17 protein-coding genes and 1 pseudogene are annotated in these 13201 nt (G+C 34.7%); 15 read left to right on the plus strand and 3 right to left on the minus strand.

What is annotated here, in order from left to right; translation table 11 throughout:
• Nucleotides 1-238: 238 nt before the first annotated feature.
• A complete protein-coding gene (locus BTHERMOSOX_RS06765; RefSeq protein WP_138120347.1) occupies nucleotides 239-487 on the plus strand; it encodes a hypothetical protein in 249 nt (82 codons plus the stop codon).
• Nucleotides 488-809: 322 nt separating this feature from the next.
• Here BTHERMOSOX_RS06765 and BTHERMOSOX_RS06770 read toward each other — a convergent pair whose 3' ends face one another.
• A complete protein-coding gene (locus BTHERMOSOX_RS06770; protein ID WP_212744631.1) occupies nucleotides 810-965 on the minus strand; it encodes a hypothetical protein in 156 nt (51 codons plus the stop codon).
• A gap of 581 nt (nucleotides 966-1546) precedes the next feature.
• Here BTHERMOSOX_RS06770 and BTHERMOSOX_RS06775 point away from each other — a divergent pair.
• From BTHERMOSOX_RS06775 to fabG, 14 genes and pseudogenes are all read left to right on the plus strand, one after another.
• Nucleotides 1547-2062: pseudogene (locus tag BTHERMOSOX_RS06775) on the plus strand (IS3 family transposase); the annotation flags it as partial.
• Between the two features lie 55 nt (nucleotides 2063-2117).
• Nucleotides 2118-2672 carry a DUF4823 domain-containing protein gene (locus BTHERMOSOX_RS06780; protein ID WP_249360634.1) on the plus strand — a complete coding sequence of 185 codons (555 nt, stop codon included), beginning with the start codon at nucleotides 2118-2120 and terminating at the stop codon, nucleotides 2670-2672.
• A gap of 17 nt (nucleotides 2673-2689) precedes the next feature.
• Nucleotides 2690-2956: a phosphopantetheine-binding protein gene (locus BTHERMOSOX_RS06785; RefSeq protein WP_138120349.1), complete on the plus strand. Its 267-nt coding sequence runs from the start codon at nucleotides 2690-2692 to the stop codon at nucleotides 2954-2956.
• Nucleotides 2957-2972: 16 nt separating this feature from the next.
• Nucleotides 2973-3569 carry a COG4648 family protein gene (locus BTHERMOSOX_RS06790; RefSeq protein WP_138120350.1) on the plus strand — a complete coding sequence of 199 codons (597 nt, stop codon included), beginning with the start codon at nucleotides 2973-2975 and terminating at the stop codon, nucleotides 3567-3569.
• Between the two features lie 4 nt (nucleotides 3570-3573).
• Nucleotides 3574-4869 (plus strand): AMP-binding protein, encoded by a 1296-nt coding sequence (locus BTHERMOSOX_RS06795; RefSeq protein ID WP_138120351.1) that lies wholly within the window; start codon nucleotides 3574-3576, stop codon nucleotides 4867-4869.
• The gene (locus BTHERMOSOX_RS06800; RefSeq protein WP_138120352.1) at nucleotides 4862-5332 is read left to right on the plus strand and encodes a chorismate--pyruvate lyase family protein; all 471 of its coding nucleotides are present in this window, start codon (nucleotides 4862-4864) and stop codon (nucleotides 5330-5332) included. The genes BTHERMOSOX_RS06795 and BTHERMOSOX_RS06800 overlap by 8 nt, the downstream gene beginning before the upstream one ends.
• A gap of 81 nt (nucleotides 5333-5413) precedes the next feature.
• Nucleotides 5414-5704 (plus strand): ApeI family dehydratase, encoded by a 291-nt coding sequence (locus BTHERMOSOX_RS06805; protein ID WP_138120353.1) that lies wholly within the window; start codon nucleotides 5414-5416, stop codon nucleotides 5702-5704.
• Complete coding sequence (locus tag BTHERMOSOX_RS06810) at nucleotides 5701-6594, plus strand: lysophospholipid acyltransferase family protein (RefSeq protein ID WP_138120354.1); 894 nt, start codon at nucleotides 5701-5703, stop codon at nucleotides 6592-6594. The genes BTHERMOSOX_RS06805 and BTHERMOSOX_RS06810 overlap by 4 nt, the downstream gene beginning before the upstream one ends.
• The gene (locus BTHERMOSOX_RS06815) at nucleotides 6594-7160 is read left to right on the plus strand and encodes a LolA-related protein (protein WP_171004678.1); all 567 of its coding nucleotides are present in this window, start codon (nucleotides 6594-6596) and stop codon (nucleotides 7158-7160) included. Before BTHERMOSOX_RS06810 ends, BTHERMOSOX_RS06815 begins: the two co-directional genes overlap by 1 nt.
• Nucleotides 7157-9448: an MMPL family transporter gene (locus tag BTHERMOSOX_RS06820; protein ID WP_138120356.1), complete on the plus strand. Its 2292-nt coding sequence runs from the start codon at nucleotides 7157-7159 to the stop codon at nucleotides 9446-9448. The genes BTHERMOSOX_RS06815 and BTHERMOSOX_RS06820 overlap by 4 nt, the downstream gene beginning before the upstream one ends.
• Nucleotides 9445-10632 (plus strand): beta-ketoacyl-[acyl-carrier-protein] synthase family protein, encoded by a 1188-nt coding sequence (locus BTHERMOSOX_RS06825; protein ID WP_249360635.1) that lies wholly within the window; start codon nucleotides 9445-9447, stop codon nucleotides 10630-10632. The genes BTHERMOSOX_RS06820 and BTHERMOSOX_RS06825 overlap by 4 nt, the downstream gene beginning before the upstream one ends.
• Nucleotides 10626-11414, plus strand: a complete 789-nt coding sequence (locus BTHERMOSOX_RS06830; protein ID WP_138120357.1) for a beta-ketoacyl synthase chain length factor — start codon at nucleotides 10626-10628, stop codon at nucleotides 11412-11414. Before BTHERMOSOX_RS06825 ends, BTHERMOSOX_RS06830 begins: the two co-directional genes overlap by 7 nt.
• Entirely contained in the window at nucleotides 11407-11844 is a 438-nt protein-coding gene (locus tag BTHERMOSOX_RS06835) for a hotdog family protein (protein ID WP_138120358.1), read from the plus strand. The genes BTHERMOSOX_RS06830 and BTHERMOSOX_RS06835 overlap by 8 nt, the downstream gene beginning before the upstream one ends.
• Nucleotides 11845-11868: 24 nt before the next feature.
• Complete coding sequence (fabG, locus tag BTHERMOSOX_RS06840) at nucleotides 11869-12594, plus strand: 3-oxoacyl-ACP reductase FabG (RefSeq protein ID WP_138120359.1); 726 nt, start codon at nucleotides 11869-11871, stop codon at nucleotides 12592-12594.
• 68 nt (nucleotides 12595-12662) lie between these two features.
• Here fabG and BTHERMOSOX_RS06845 read toward each other — a convergent pair whose 3' ends face one another.
• Both BTHERMOSOX_RS06845 and BTHERMOSOX_RS06850 read right to left on the minus strand, forming a co-directional pair.
• A complete protein-coding gene (locus BTHERMOSOX_RS06845) occupies nucleotides 12663-12806 on the minus strand; it encodes a hypothetical protein (protein WP_171004679.1) in 144 nt (47 codons plus the stop codon).
• 65 nt (nucleotides 12807-12871) lie between these two features.
• Nucleotides 12872-13201 (minus strand): IS1595 family transposase (locus BTHERMOSOX_RS06850; RefSeq protein WP_249360636.1); only part of this gene is annotated, 330 nt, incomplete at its 5' end.

Below are 13201 nucleotides of genomic sequence, written 5' to 3' on the forward strand. Positions count from 1 at the left end.
AGGGGGTACTAAAAAGAGTGCATGATTTGTGAATCTGATTTACGTGTTGTCTTCATTTGAATCTCCTTATGTTTTTATTATAAGAAAGTTCTACTTTTACTGAGTGTTAATTTTTGGGAGGATTACAAATACCTCATATAAAAATATTATGATGTTATAATATAAGTTATGAACAGTTTAACTCTCCCCCACGAAAGCTAGGCTGTTCATCTTTATTAAATAGCTGAGGTGGAATGTAATGAGAAAGGTAATTAAATCTATTTTGCTGTCTATTGCATTACTGCCATTACTGGCTAGTGCTCACACATTAACACTTGTAGCTCACAAGAACGACCAATCGCTTTCTAGTGGAACAATGGTTTGTCATAGTATTGAACACTGTAAGTATCTGATTAAATCTTACGAATATCGTAACCAAGGAAACTGTCGCCTGGTGGAAGTTAAAGATGGCAATAGAGTTGTCTACAGAAGGTACTACAGAAACTAAGGGGAATTAATATGAAACTAACTAAGCAAGCAACGCCTACATTACTACTAATAAGTTCTCTAGCCCCTTACACTATCGGCAGAAGCTAGAAGTTCATACCTTTCATTCAATCCTGCAGCTGAGCAGCAATACAGAGGCTCTGAGACAGTACAAACAAGTACATACAACGCAGATGCTGTAAGTAATTACCGCACTACTGGATATAGCTTTGTTGTTGCTCCAAGTGATGAAGTAGCTGTACAAGACACAAGGGCTAGGCAGAGGTTTAATTCTTTAACTTTATTGCATACTAGTAAAGGTTCGAGTGCTTACAGGTAATCTACTACCTAGCAACAGTTGCTCTTTGACCTTGATATAGGTTTTGACCATACACTCTAACCTTTAAGGTTTTACCAAGAGGTTTATTCTTAGTACTGACATATAATCTAATCCCTTCATAATCTAGCTCTGTACGATAACCTTTGAGCATCTGAGACATTCCTGCCTCCTCAATAGATGAGCAGATGCGAGTTATGAAGTGAAACTCTTTGCAATAGTTATCCGTCATAGAGCGATTGTATCCATAGTAGATAGGTACTGTTGAGATGACATCAGCTTCAATCACCCTTGTTTGGTGGTGGGTAGCAGCACTGAACGACACTGACAGAAGAATAACTAAATATATTGATTTAAAGTATTGACGCATATTCATATTAAAGTATAATAATAAGCTGAACAATATTAACTCTCCCCCAAGAAAGTCTGTTGTTCGAGGGTGACTCCCTTCTTTATTCTCTCCTCAAGATTGTACTGTTAAAGCCGCCACCCGTCCTATCCTATACACTCAACTCATTATAAGAAATCTAAGTTTTAGAGGTGTATTTTTACGTCTGTTGTTATCACGTTAAAGGAATATTTTATGAGTGCAAATGCGTGTGTAATCCTCCCAAAAATTAACACTCAGTAAAAGTAGAACTTTCTTATAATAAAAACATAAGGAGATTCAAATGAAGACAACACGTAAATCAGATTCACAAATCATGCACTCTTTTTAGTACCCCCTTGAGGGGTGAATACTTAATCAAACGCGATAAGCCGCAGGCTTTGAGCGTGCCACTGTCAATTAATCAAACTTGGTCGATTGACTTCATGTCAGATTCATTAAACACAGGTAGAAAAATCAGAACGTTTAATGTCATAGATGATTACAACAGAGAATGCCTAGGCATTGAAGTAGACCACTCTTTGCCAGCGCAAAGAGTGATTAAATCATTAGAGCAGCTCATTGAATGGCGTGGCAAGCCCAAAGCCATTCGATGTGATAACGGACCAGAATACATATCTCATGCACTACGAGAATGGGCACAAGCAATGAATATTGAGTTAATGTACATACAACCAGGCAAACCAACACAGAATGCTTATATTGAAAGATTTAACCAAACAGCAAGAAACGAATGGTTAAACATGCATATTTTTGACTCAATCGAACATGCACAAAATTTAGCAACCCAGTGGATGTGGGTATATAATAACGTACGACCTCATAGTTCGATTGGTGGGATTCCACCAAGAAAGCTACTTGAGGCTATTTAAACAATGGAAATTCTATTTTTAGCAAGCGTTAGAAATGGGGGGATTGCAGGGAATTATGCAAAAGTCTCATTACAAAGGTGTGTTTTTTATGAAAATTTTATTAGCGATTATTGTTACTACTTTTTTATCGGGATGTATGTCAGATAGCAAGCAATTTATAAGTACTAAAAAAAATAGCAATACCATAATAGGAGTTGAGAGGGTTTACGTCTCGGTGCCTAAGGATGGAGTTTACGGCCATATTAATTATGGTGGTTCAGGTATAAATGTTTCTAGAATAGTAACTATGGCCTTTTCAAAATATAATGGAGTTGTAGAGTCTGCTTTTAGATACCAATCATTTGAAGACGCCATGCAATATGCAAAAGATAATAAGTATGAGTATCTAGTTTTCCCAACTATATTAGGGTGGGAGGATAGAGCTACAGAATGGTCGGGTATTCCAGATAAGGTTTCAGTAAAAATAGTCATATTTAATGTTAAGACTGAAAAAATACTTAGTTCGGCAATTATTAAGGGTAAGAGTGGCTGGGCAACATTTGGTGGCGATCATCCTCAAGACTTATTGCCAGAGCCAATCGAAAAATACACGGATAGTTTGTTTTTATAATCAATAAAAGGGTTAGCATGTCAATTGAAAAAAGTATTGAAAATGAAATTACTGAATTAATAGTGGAGACATTGAATCTTGAAGATGTTAGTCCGTCTGATATAGATTTTGATGAGCCATTGTTTTATGATGGCCTAGGTCTAGATTCTATCGATTCTCTTGAGTTGTCTATGGCGCTATCTGCTAAATATGGTTTCCAGCTTAAATCAGATGACCCAAACAATAAGGAGATATTTTCATCAGTTCGGTCGTTAGCTAAACACGTTGCACAAAATAAAGCTTAGTACTGTAGTTTAGTTGATGGGAAAAATTGCTATATGGGCTGCTTTTTATCCAATCATTGCCCATATAGGGGTACAAACATCTAAGATTTACCTGCCTATTATTTATTTAGTAATAATAGGCTTGTTTCTTATTTACTCCTCAAAGATTAAGTCGTGGACTGCTAAAGGTTTTTTAACAACTGTAATTATCGCTACCGCACTTATAATAACTATTATTGGAAAGGAGCATCTGGTGATACAGTCAATCCCTGTCCTAATTTTATTGGCCTTGATTCTTATTTTCTCCAAATCTCTTGTATTTAAAGGCATCCCGATTATTACAGTTTTTGCATCATGTGTTGATGAGAAGCCGCTTAATAATAAGAAGAAAAAATACACAAGAAATGTTACGATAGTCTGGTTGATTGGATTTATTTATATGTTTGTTCAGAATATTTTTACTACTATTTGGCTTTCTATTGAATCCTGGTCTTGGATTTCAAGCGTGGGCAGCTACACGGTTATTGCATTAATTATGCTTGGTGAGTTTTCATATAGAAATAGAGAATTCAAGCACGATAAAATTAGTTTTAAGACTTTTATAATGCGACTATCGCGTTGTAAATTTAAGTAGCCTTATGAGTAAGTTATTTAATGATTTGGATGGAGATTTGGTTGCTATTTATCATGGGCGCAGGATATTTAGAGATGAGTTTCTAGTTCATGTAAACCTTGCTCGAAGTAACTTATCTTTAAATAAATATGCCATTAACCTTTGTGAGAATAGATATCATTTTTTAGTTGCTTTTGCTGCCTGCGTTAGTCTTGAAAAAATTAGCCTATTCCCCAACGCTAAAGTTCCAAAAGAGATAGATAGAATCGCTAAATCATATCCTGATAGCCGCTTAATTAATGATGAGGATATTACTGGTTTATGTGTAGATCTTATAAATGTCAAAAAAAACCTGGTAAAAAATTTTAATATCAACTCTCAGCAAACTGTTGCAATTCTATTCACATCTGGAACTACCGGAAAAGCGAAAAAAAATCCAAAGACATGGGGTCAGTTGAATGAAAGCTCTATAAGGGTGAGACAAAGATTTTGGCCAGATGGGTTATCTGGGAAATGTATTATTGCCACAGTCCCGCCACAACACATGTTCGGGTTTGAGACATCTATTGTTTATCCATTAACATTAGGTATTGCTGTACATGATGGTCACCCTTTTTATCCTTTAGATATTCAACAGGCAATATCAGAGTCACCAGATTTAAAAATTTTGATAACAACACCACTTCATTTAAAAGCTTGCATTGGTTTAACTGAAGGCTGGACTAATATTGACTCTATAATTTCTGCAACATCACCATTGTTCAAAAATGTTGCCAATAGTGCAGAGAAGATTTTAGATGCGGATATATTTGAAATATATGGTTGTAGTGAGTCAGGTGCTATTGCAACAAGACAAACAAGTAAAGAAGATAAATGGAAGTTATTAGATGATTACACCATCCAAAAGTCAGAAGAATTTTTTATGTTAAAGGCTATAGGTTACGATGAGTTGATTGAAATATCTGACAAAATAAAAATTATTGATAACAAGTTCTTTAATTTGATTGGACGGGGTAGTGATCTGGTAAAAATCGGAGGAAAAAGAGAGTCTCTATCAGGGCTAACATGCAAACTTATAAAGATTGATGGTGTTGATGATGGAGTATTTTTTATACCCAAAAAGGCGGGTGAGAATCGCTTAAGATTGGCTGTATTAGCTGTATCCTCAGTTTTAAATAAAGATGAAATTGTAAGGGCGCTGGCTCAACAAATAGACTCTGTCTTCTTACCAAGACCGATTAAGATCGTTGATCGACTTCCTTATAATAGACTGGGAAAGCTTCCTTTAAATGATTTAGTCAAGATGATCCATAGTGATTAATTTTAAGCAGTTGATTTGGGCTGAGAAAGATCAAGTTGAAAATATTCCGCATGATGTAAAGATGTGGCTATATGACGAACAATCATTAACAAAAAAATTAAAAACTAAGTTTGAATTATTTTCCGTTAATGTTTCATCTCAACGTCAGGTTGTACTACCTTCTGATGAAGAGTCTTTTCTGATGCAAGGTAGGCCGTGCCTGGAAAGAGAGGTTGAGCTAATAGGAGATGGCAATGCTGTCGTTTATGCTAGGTCAGTCATACCTAAGACTGTTGATACAGAAGGGTTGCTAAATATTGGAGTTAGACCTCTTGGAGAGATGTTATTTAATTCATCAAGTGTAACTAGAGATGCATTTCAGATTGCAAATGCAAATGGAACTTGGGGTAGAAGGTCGATTTTCACCTTAGGCAATACAAAAATTCTGGTTAGTGAATTTTTTCTAGATAGTTTATTTTTATAGTAATTACTAGTAAAAATGTCACTATAAACATATAATTAGTATTACAATTTCCTTCACCTTTATTTTTAAACGTATTTTCTTATGTGTTCATTAAGTTTTTCTGTAGATAGTATGCATCCATCTATTCCCGGACACTTTCCAGGCAACCCTGTTGTCCCAGGAGCGGTAATTATTGAAAATGTAATACAGGCTTTTTCTAAGCTGCATGGTGTGCAGCAAGTGACATATTTGTCTACAGTAAAGTTTATGAAACCTATTTTGTTAAATCAAAAAATTACCATACACTTTCAAAACGTATCTACTGGGTTAATTTCTTTTAAGTGTACCTATGGAGACAAGGTTTCAGTTTTGGGCCACTTAAAGGTCAAATGAATAAACCTAACTGGAAGGCAAACAAGGAGCGAAGCACTCCTTTTGCTTTGCATTTAATTTGTTGGCTCGCTTTGAATATTTCTCGTGGTTTTGCCCGATTTTGGCTATATCCAATTACTTTATATTTTTTTATTACATCTTCAATAGTTCGCAGCGCCTCAAAAAACTACTTGAAAAGACTGAATTTACCTGGTGACCATGGGTATCCACAAGTGCTTAAGCATATCTATTATTTTTCTTCCGTTATTTTGGATAGGGTTTATTTTATCACTGGTAAAACTGAGCAATTTAATATAAAAATTTATAATGAAAAGCTTGTGGCTGACTATTCTCGAGAGAATTTAGGTTTTATCCTGCTTGGGTCTCATGTTGGTGGATTTGATATCCTGCAACATTTAACATTAAAATACGGACAAGCAAAAATTGTGATGGATGTATCTCATAACTCGATGATTACCGATATTTTATATAACCTTAACCCTGTTATGGTTAACGATATTATTGATGCAAATGGTGATAATTTATTATTAAAAATCAAGGAAAGTCTAGATGAGTCTAGGTTTGTTGCTATATTGGCAGATAGAAGTACTAATAATCAAAAAATAGTTAACTGCTCTCTTTTGGGTGATGAAATAAGTATAGCTAAACTCCCGTTTACAATTGCACATGTATTAAAAAAGCCTGTAATTGTTTTTTTTGGAATATACAAGGGTGGCAATGAATATGAAATTCATTTTAAAAAATTAAGAGATAGTTTTGATGGGGATAGGGCTAGTAGAAAGGTCGATGTTGAGGCGGATGCTAGATTGTATGTAAAATATGTACAAGAGATGATAAAGGCGTACCCCTTCAACTGGTTTAATTTTTATGATTATTGGGGGGATGAATAATGTGTCGGTCTAGAATTTTTGCTATCTTAATTATATTTTTTTCCAGTAATTCTTATTCAGCCCTAGATATTGACAATGTATTTAAATTAATTTCTGAAAATTCAGTTAAAACATTGGGGTTTATTGAAACGCATAGTGAAACTCTTTTTACTAAAGAAGTTAAAGTAACAGGAAGAGTAGCTTTTAGTGAAAATGGCTCAATGAGTAAGTATATTGAAACCCCTAGCAAATCTGAAGTCCATATAATAGGTGATACGCTTTCCTTGATTGATAATAAAGGGGTGAAAAGTGTATCACTTGATAACTACCCCGCTCTTTCCAGTGGTATTAATGCCGTAAGGTGGATTCTATTGGGTGAAAAAAATAAAATCCTGAATAATTATTCTATAAATTATTCTCTCAAAGATGATTATTGGACGATTAATCTGAAGCCAATAAAGAAACAAGAGTTGCTTCAAGTTCTAAGCATTTCAATTAAAGGAAAGTTTGGGAATATTGGTCTTATTACCTTGTTAAAAGCTAATGGATCTAGTATTAGAACAACATTTATCTCATTAAAAAAATGACGTCAATATATAAAAATATCTTATTTTTTGTAGTTGTTACTATCTCAGCCCTATACTTACATAATAACCTGATAGTTGCTTCTAATATTGAGCAGTTTATGCCAGGCAATATTCAGAATGAGAATGTAAAAATATTAATTAACCAATCTCAAAAAGGGTCTTTTGCAAATACTGTCCTAGTTCAAATTTCAGGGTCTAATGAAAGAGGCTTATCCAGACTAAGCCGAGAGTTAAGGTTAAATTTAGAAAAGAAAATCAATATCTTTGATTCTGTAGTTAATTCTTTAGAGCAAAATAATTTTGAGAATGATATTTTGTTTAAATATCGGTATTTATTGCACGATAGTAATTTTGATGTTAAAAGTTTACATGGTAGTTTTAATCAATTCCTGAGCTCCTTTACAAGTAATGCCCCAAGTGATTTTATTGATTATTTGTTATCCGATCCTCAAAGGGTTTTTATTGATTATTTATCTCTAAACCAGCCCAAAGTTTCTGTCATGATGAAAAATGGCGTTTGGTTTCTTGATGACTCAGCGCTACTCATGGTGAAAATTAATAGCAAATCTGACTTATCTCAAAAAGATATAGCTATATCAATTATTAAAAGAGAGTTTGCGAGTATTAATACAGATAATGCAAAGCTATTATTATCTGGACCAAGTGTTATAGCTACAGAAGCGAGAGTCAATATTAAAGACACCATCCAATATGTAAGTATTGCTTTAAGTGTAGTAATGTTATTTGTATTTGTATTTGTGTACAGATCGCCTTATCTTTTAATATTGGCGGCAACCACTCTTTCGACAGCCATCTTGATTGCAATGACTCTTACGCAGTTAATTTTCAGTCAAATACATGGAATCGCGTTAGCATTTGGCATTACCACTTTGGGCGTTTGCTTGGACTATCCATTGCATATATTTAGCAATACATCGACCACTATTTCTGCAAAAACTGCAGTTAAAAATATTTTTACACCTCTAAAAATTGGCGCCTTGACATCTGTACTTGCCTATTCCTCTTTGTTGGGTACCGGATTTGATGGTTTTACACAACTTGCTGTCTTCTCTATTATTGGGTTATTGTCAGCTTTTGTTGTTAGTGTTTACTTGGTTCCAGTATGGATGCAGGGGTATAAAATAAATAAAAGAGAGGTGTTGACCGGAAGGTTATTGCCGCTAATACCTAAAATTTTAATTAGCTTTCTGATTATTTTGTTACCAGTAAGTTATTTATCTTATCAAGATGGGATTTTTGATGTAAATATTTCCCAATTAAACCCCGCATCAGAAGAATCAAAAAAAGTTGATTCGAAATTGAGAAGTGCACTGGGAGTTGGTGAGGTTGGTCATATTTTTTTAATTTCAAATCAAAATTTAGATATGACTTTGAAAAAATCTCATGAAGTGGAGCAAGAGTTAACAAAGCTTGTCGATAAAAGCGTTATTAAAGACTTTACCGGAGTCAGCTCCTTGCTCCCTAGTAAAAAGATGCAGGAAAAGCGACTAGAGAATCTTCCCAGCGAGCAGATGTTGCAAAATAATATCTCTCTTGCAGTAAATGGCCTGCCCTTTAAAAAAGGCGCTTTCAATAATTTTGTAAGTGATGTTGAAAATGCCAAAACAATGCCATTACTAGCTCAGAAAGATTTTGAAATGTCTTTCATGAAAGGTAGGCTTCAATCTATATTGTTTCATCAAGATGGAAACTGGTACTCATTAATAAGAGTGTCAGGCATTAAAGATGTTGGCCTGCTTAATAAGGAGATTGATGACTCCAATATATTGAAAAATACTTATTATTCAGTCACTGTTGAAGCTAGTAATATTATGGAAGCTTATTTAAAGGAGACATGGTTCAGGTTGATAACTATGCTGGTATTAATTTTTATTGCAGTTCTCTGGTTTTCTCGTACAAATAAAAGAAGAATTTGGATTTTTATTCCAGTAATTTCAAGCGTTTTAATTAGTTTAAGTTTTCAAGTTTTTTTAGGAAATAGTATTAATATATTTCATCTACTATCATTACTACTGGTTGTAGGATTAGGCTTTGATTACAGTTTATTTTTTAACTATGAAAGCACAAAGAGTGGAGCGCCTTCTAATAGTGCACATGCTGTTACAATTAGTGCAATAACAACTATAATCACATTTGCTATTTTATCTTTTTCGGATGTAAATATACTGAGCTCGATAGGGCAAATTGTTGCAGTTGGTGTACTTGCTTGTTTTATTATTTCCAAATTTATTAGCACCCCCACTTTAATTAGTACAAATAGATTATGATTAAACCAATACACCCTCTTAAAATTTCAGCAAGCACTTTAGTTAATGCGCTAGGTATTGGAAAAAAATACACAACAAATGCCATGCTTGGTGGCTATAGCGGCTTATGTAGATCTAAATTTCCAGATATGAATTTTGATACTTTTTTGGGATTGGTGAACGAAGTTAAAGGTGTTGAGCTGGAAGATGAATTGGTTAAATTCACTTGTAGAAATAACAAGTTAGCCAAACTAGCGTTAGATACTGATAATTTTCGTGAAGATGTTAAAGATGCTATTGTCAAATATGGAAAAAATAGAATAGGTGTCTTTCTTGGTACAAGCACCTCGGGTATTGCAGAAACTGAAAGTGCTTATATGAATAGAGATGGTGAATCGGGAAGGCTGCCAAGCATGGATATGCTTTACACCGACAATACTAGCTCTATACAAAGGTATGTTTGCCGATCTTTAGGGTTATCAGGGGTGAGCATGACTATTTCTACCGCTTGTTCATCTAGTGCCAAAGTATTTGCATCAGCTTACCGATCCATAGAATCTGGTTTTTGTGATGCTGCTATTGTTGGCGGGGTTGATAGTCTATGTCTGACCACTTTGTACGGTTTTAATTCATTACAATTGATTTCTGAAGATATCTGTAGACCTTGGGATAAGAAAAGAAATGGTATTAATATTGGTGAGGCTGCAGGCTTTATGCTGCTTGAAAAGTCTAATGAGTGCAAAGGTGTTTATTTAACTGGCTATGGAGAGAGTAGTGATGCCTATCATATTTCATCGCCACACCCTGAAGGTAATGGCGGAAGAATGGCTATGGAATCTGCATTGTCTACTGCAGGACTTAAAGCTTCGGATATAGATTATGTTAATTTACATGGTACAGCAACACCTTCAAATGACCACTCTGAGTCTAGAGGGCTTCAGTCAGTATTTGGTAATAAAATCATGTGTAGTTCAACTAAAGGGATGACAGGGCACACACTTGGTGCCGCCGGGATTAATGAAGCGATCATATGCATGTTATCATTAGAGAATTCTATTATCCCTGCTAATGTAAATTTAAGTAGTGTTGATGATCAGTTACCCGTTCAGGTTACTACAAAAAGCATACAAAAATCACTGAGTCATGTCATGTCTAATTCATTTGGGTTTGGTGGTAGCAATTGCAGCTTAATATTCTCATGCTAGATAAAAATATTTACATTAACAGTATTGCTGTTATTGCACCAGGACTAGAAGATATTGAAAAATCTGAAGAAATTTTCAAGGGTAATTTGGAATGGTCGCCAGTTGAACTATCTAGAATGGTGCCTTCTGCATTGCCAGCTAATGAGGCAAGGAGAACTACAACAGTTATTAGGCTGGCGTTAAAGGTTGTTGAATCAGTAAAAAAATCCTCTAATACTTCGGTAGTTTTTGCCTCGTCAGAAGGGGATTTGGACATTACTGATAAGATATGCAAGGCTTTGGCAACAAAAGAAAAAATGGTGTCACCAACGTTATTTCACAACTCTGTGCATAATGCCCCTGCCGGATATTTATCGATTTCAGACAATATGAAAACACCATCAATTAGTCTGTCTGCAGGTGATAACACTTTCTCAGCTGGATTAATTGAGTCGGTTGCACAGGTTCTAGTTGAAAGTAATGATGTTTTATTAGTTGCTTATGATAATGTCACTCCTGAAGATTTAGATGAATTTCGTCATTTTGATCATCCAGTCGCTATTGCTTTATTACTGAGTAAAACTAAGAGAGTTGATACGATAGGCAGTATTAGTATTACAGTTCAAGATCAATTATCGGAGGCTACACCGTGTTTTAATCACTCTCTTGAGGTTGTTAGAAATGGCAACCCCATTGGATTGGGCTTACCTTTGGTTGAGTCTCTTTTTAAAAGAAAAGTAAATAAAATTCTTATTCCGTATTTAAATCAAAAGCGGTTATTGGTTAAGGTGAACAATGTTTAACAACTTTAAATTATGCGAATTAATTCCACACTCTGGAAAGATGTGTTTAATTGATTCTATCGATAAATGGGATGATGAGTCAATTGTTTGTATAACAAACACCCACCTAAAGAGTGACAACCCTTTGCTAAGCAAAGGAGCTCTTCCTGTATCCGCTCTAATAGAGTATGGCGCACAAGCTATGGCAATTCATGGTGCGCTTATTGCTGATAAATCAGGAGAAAAGATGCAGGAAGGGTATTTAGCCGCTCTAAAGGATGTAAAATTTTTCAATAATTTAGATATTAGTGCAATTAGTACATCTTTGGTAGTAGAGGCTACAAGAAAATTCGCCTCTCAAGGGAATATGGTTTATGAATTTTTAATCTTATCTGATGATAAAAGCTTGATATCTGGGCGAGCGACAGTAGTTGCAGTTTTTAATGATTAAAAATTTAAAAGAAAGGTATTGGTTATGAAAATTAAAAGGGCTTTAGTTACAGGCGGAAGTGGTGATCTAGGTAGTGCAATTTGCCTTGAATTATCAAAAAACAATATTGAAGTAATTGTTCACAGTAATGCAAATAAAGACAAGGCTAATGAAGTTGTTGACACTATAGTAAAAAATGGTGGAAAAGCTAGCTCTGTTTGTTTTGATATCACTAATATAGAGTTTACTCATAAGGCTTTAGATGGTCTTCTTGCCCAAGGTGCTATTCAGATTTTAGTTAATAATGCAGGTGTTCATGATGACGGCATCTTTGCAGGTATGCGTCAAGATCAGTGGCATAAAGTAATAAATGTAAATTTAAATGGATTTTTTAATGTAACACAAAAGCTTATGCTTCCCATGATGGCTACCAGGTGGGGAAGGGTTGTAAATTTATCTTCAGTTGCTGGTGTTATGGGTAATCGTGGCCAGGTTAACTACTCCGCAACCAAGGCTGGAATAATAGGCGCCACTAAATCTTTAGCTATAGAAATGACCTCAAGAGGTATTACCGTTAATGTGGTAGCTCCAGGGATTATTTCAGGTAGCATGATAAAGGATACGTTTAGCAAAGAACATATAAAAAATGTTGTTCCTGCTGGAAGAGAAGGCACCCCTGAAGAGGTTGCCGCTTTGGTGTCTTTTTTAGTAAGCGATGCGGCTAGTTATATTTCTGGTCAAGTTATTGGCGTTAATGGAGCGATGGCATAATTTTTTTATTTGACAGCCTTAACCTTTCTAATTATCAATAAAATTGACAATGCGCCTGCAAAATACACTCAATTTATATCAAGTTGAGTTGTTAGCAATTCTCGATATTTAAAAAAACCTTTTTCTCCAAATTTATGCACCAGATCAATAGCTTGATTCTTAGTATCGTCAATTAAAATTGCTTTTTTTAATACATCTTGAGACCTTTGCATAAATCAACCAAAACCACGCCAGTCTAGTAAAAATAACAACCACCTAATCTACAATAAAAAAAGGGTCATGACAACTTAAGCGACTCTTTTCTGAACATTTCAAGCAAAATCTTATAAAGATTTTGCTTGCGATTATTGAATCTAAATTCACATTCTTTCAAGTGTAAATTAAACATATTTTTATTCATTCCTTTAAATTTTACCAGCCTTGTTTTGGCATAACCCCAAAATGATTCTATGCCGTTAATATGTGCATTACCACGAGCAAATTCATTCTTGCTATGATGTACTCTAAAATGCTTCTTATAGCCAAAATCTACTAAACCATTATACCCTCGCCAACCATCAGAATGAATGACGCTTTTCAATACTAGTTTTACCCTTGATAATCCATT

Source organism: Bathymodiolus heckerae thiotrophic gill symbiont, from assembly GCF_900128515.1.
Classification (GTDB): Bacteria; Pseudomonadota; Gammaproteobacteria; order PS1; family Pseudothioglobaceae; genus Thioglobus_A.

Excerpts from the sequence above, each read along its gene's own strand:
- BTHERMOSOX_RS06830 (WP_138120357.1), top strand. The coding sequence starts at position 10,626 with ATGCTAGATAAAAATATTTACATTAACAGTATTGCTGTTATTGCACCA.
- BTHERMOSOX_RS06820 (WP_138120356.1), top strand. The coding sequence starts at position 7,157 with ATGACGTCAATATATAAAAATATCTTATTTTTTGTAGTTGTTACTATC.
- BTHERMOSOX_RS06805 (WP_138120353.1), top strand. The coding sequence starts at position 5,414 with ATGTGTTCATTAAGTTTTTCTGTAGATAGTATGCATCCATCTATTCCC.
- BTHERMOSOX_RS06835 (WP_138120358.1), top strand. The coding sequence starts at position 11,407 with ATGTTTAACAACTTTAAATTATGCGAATTAATTCCACACTCTGGAAAG.
- BTHERMOSOX_RS06785 (WP_138120349.1), top strand. The coding sequence starts at position 2,690 with ATGTCAATTGAAAAAAGTATTGAAAATGAAATTACTGAATTAATAGTG.
- BTHERMOSOX_RS06765 (WP_138120347.1), top strand. The coding sequence starts at position 239 with ATGAGAAAGGTAATTAAATCTATTTTGCTGTCTATTGCATTACTGCCA.
- BTHERMOSOX_RS06795 (WP_138120351.1), top strand. The coding sequence starts at position 3,574 with ATGAGTAAGTTATTTAATGATTTGGATGGAGATTTGGTTGCTATTTAT.
- BTHERMOSOX_RS06825 (WP_249360635.1), top strand. The coding sequence starts at position 9,445 with ATGATTAAACCAATACACCCTCTTAAAATTTCAGCAAGCACTTTAGTT.
- BTHERMOSOX_RS06780 (WP_249360634.1), top strand. The coding sequence starts at position 2,118 with ATGCAAAAGTCTCATTACAAAGGTGTGTTTTTTATGAAAATTTTATTA.
- BTHERMOSOX_RS06815 (WP_171004678.1), top strand. The coding sequence starts at position 6,594 with ATGTGTCGGTCTAGAATTTTTGCTATCTTAATTATATTTTTTTCCAGT.
- BTHERMOSOX_RS06770 (WP_212744631.1), bottom strand. The coding sequence starts at position 965 with ATGTCTCAGATGCTCAAAGGTTATCGTACAGAGCTAGATTATGAAGGG.
- BTHERMOSOX_RS06845 (WP_171004679.1), bottom strand. The coding sequence starts at position 12,806 with ATGCAAAGGTCTCAAGATGTATTAAAAAAAGCAATTTTAATTGACGAT.
- BTHERMOSOX_RS06810 (WP_138120354.1), top strand. The coding sequence starts at position 5,701 with ATGAATAAACCTAACTGGAAGGCAAACAAGGAGCGAAGCACTCCTTTT.
- fabG (WP_138120359.1), top strand. The coding sequence starts at position 11,869 with ATGAAAATTAAAAGGGCTTTAGTTACAGGCGGAAGTGGTGATCTAGGT.
- BTHERMOSOX_RS06790 (WP_138120350.1), top strand. The coding sequence starts at position 2,973 with ATGGGAAAAATTGCTATATGGGCTGCTTTTTATCCAATCATTGCCCAT.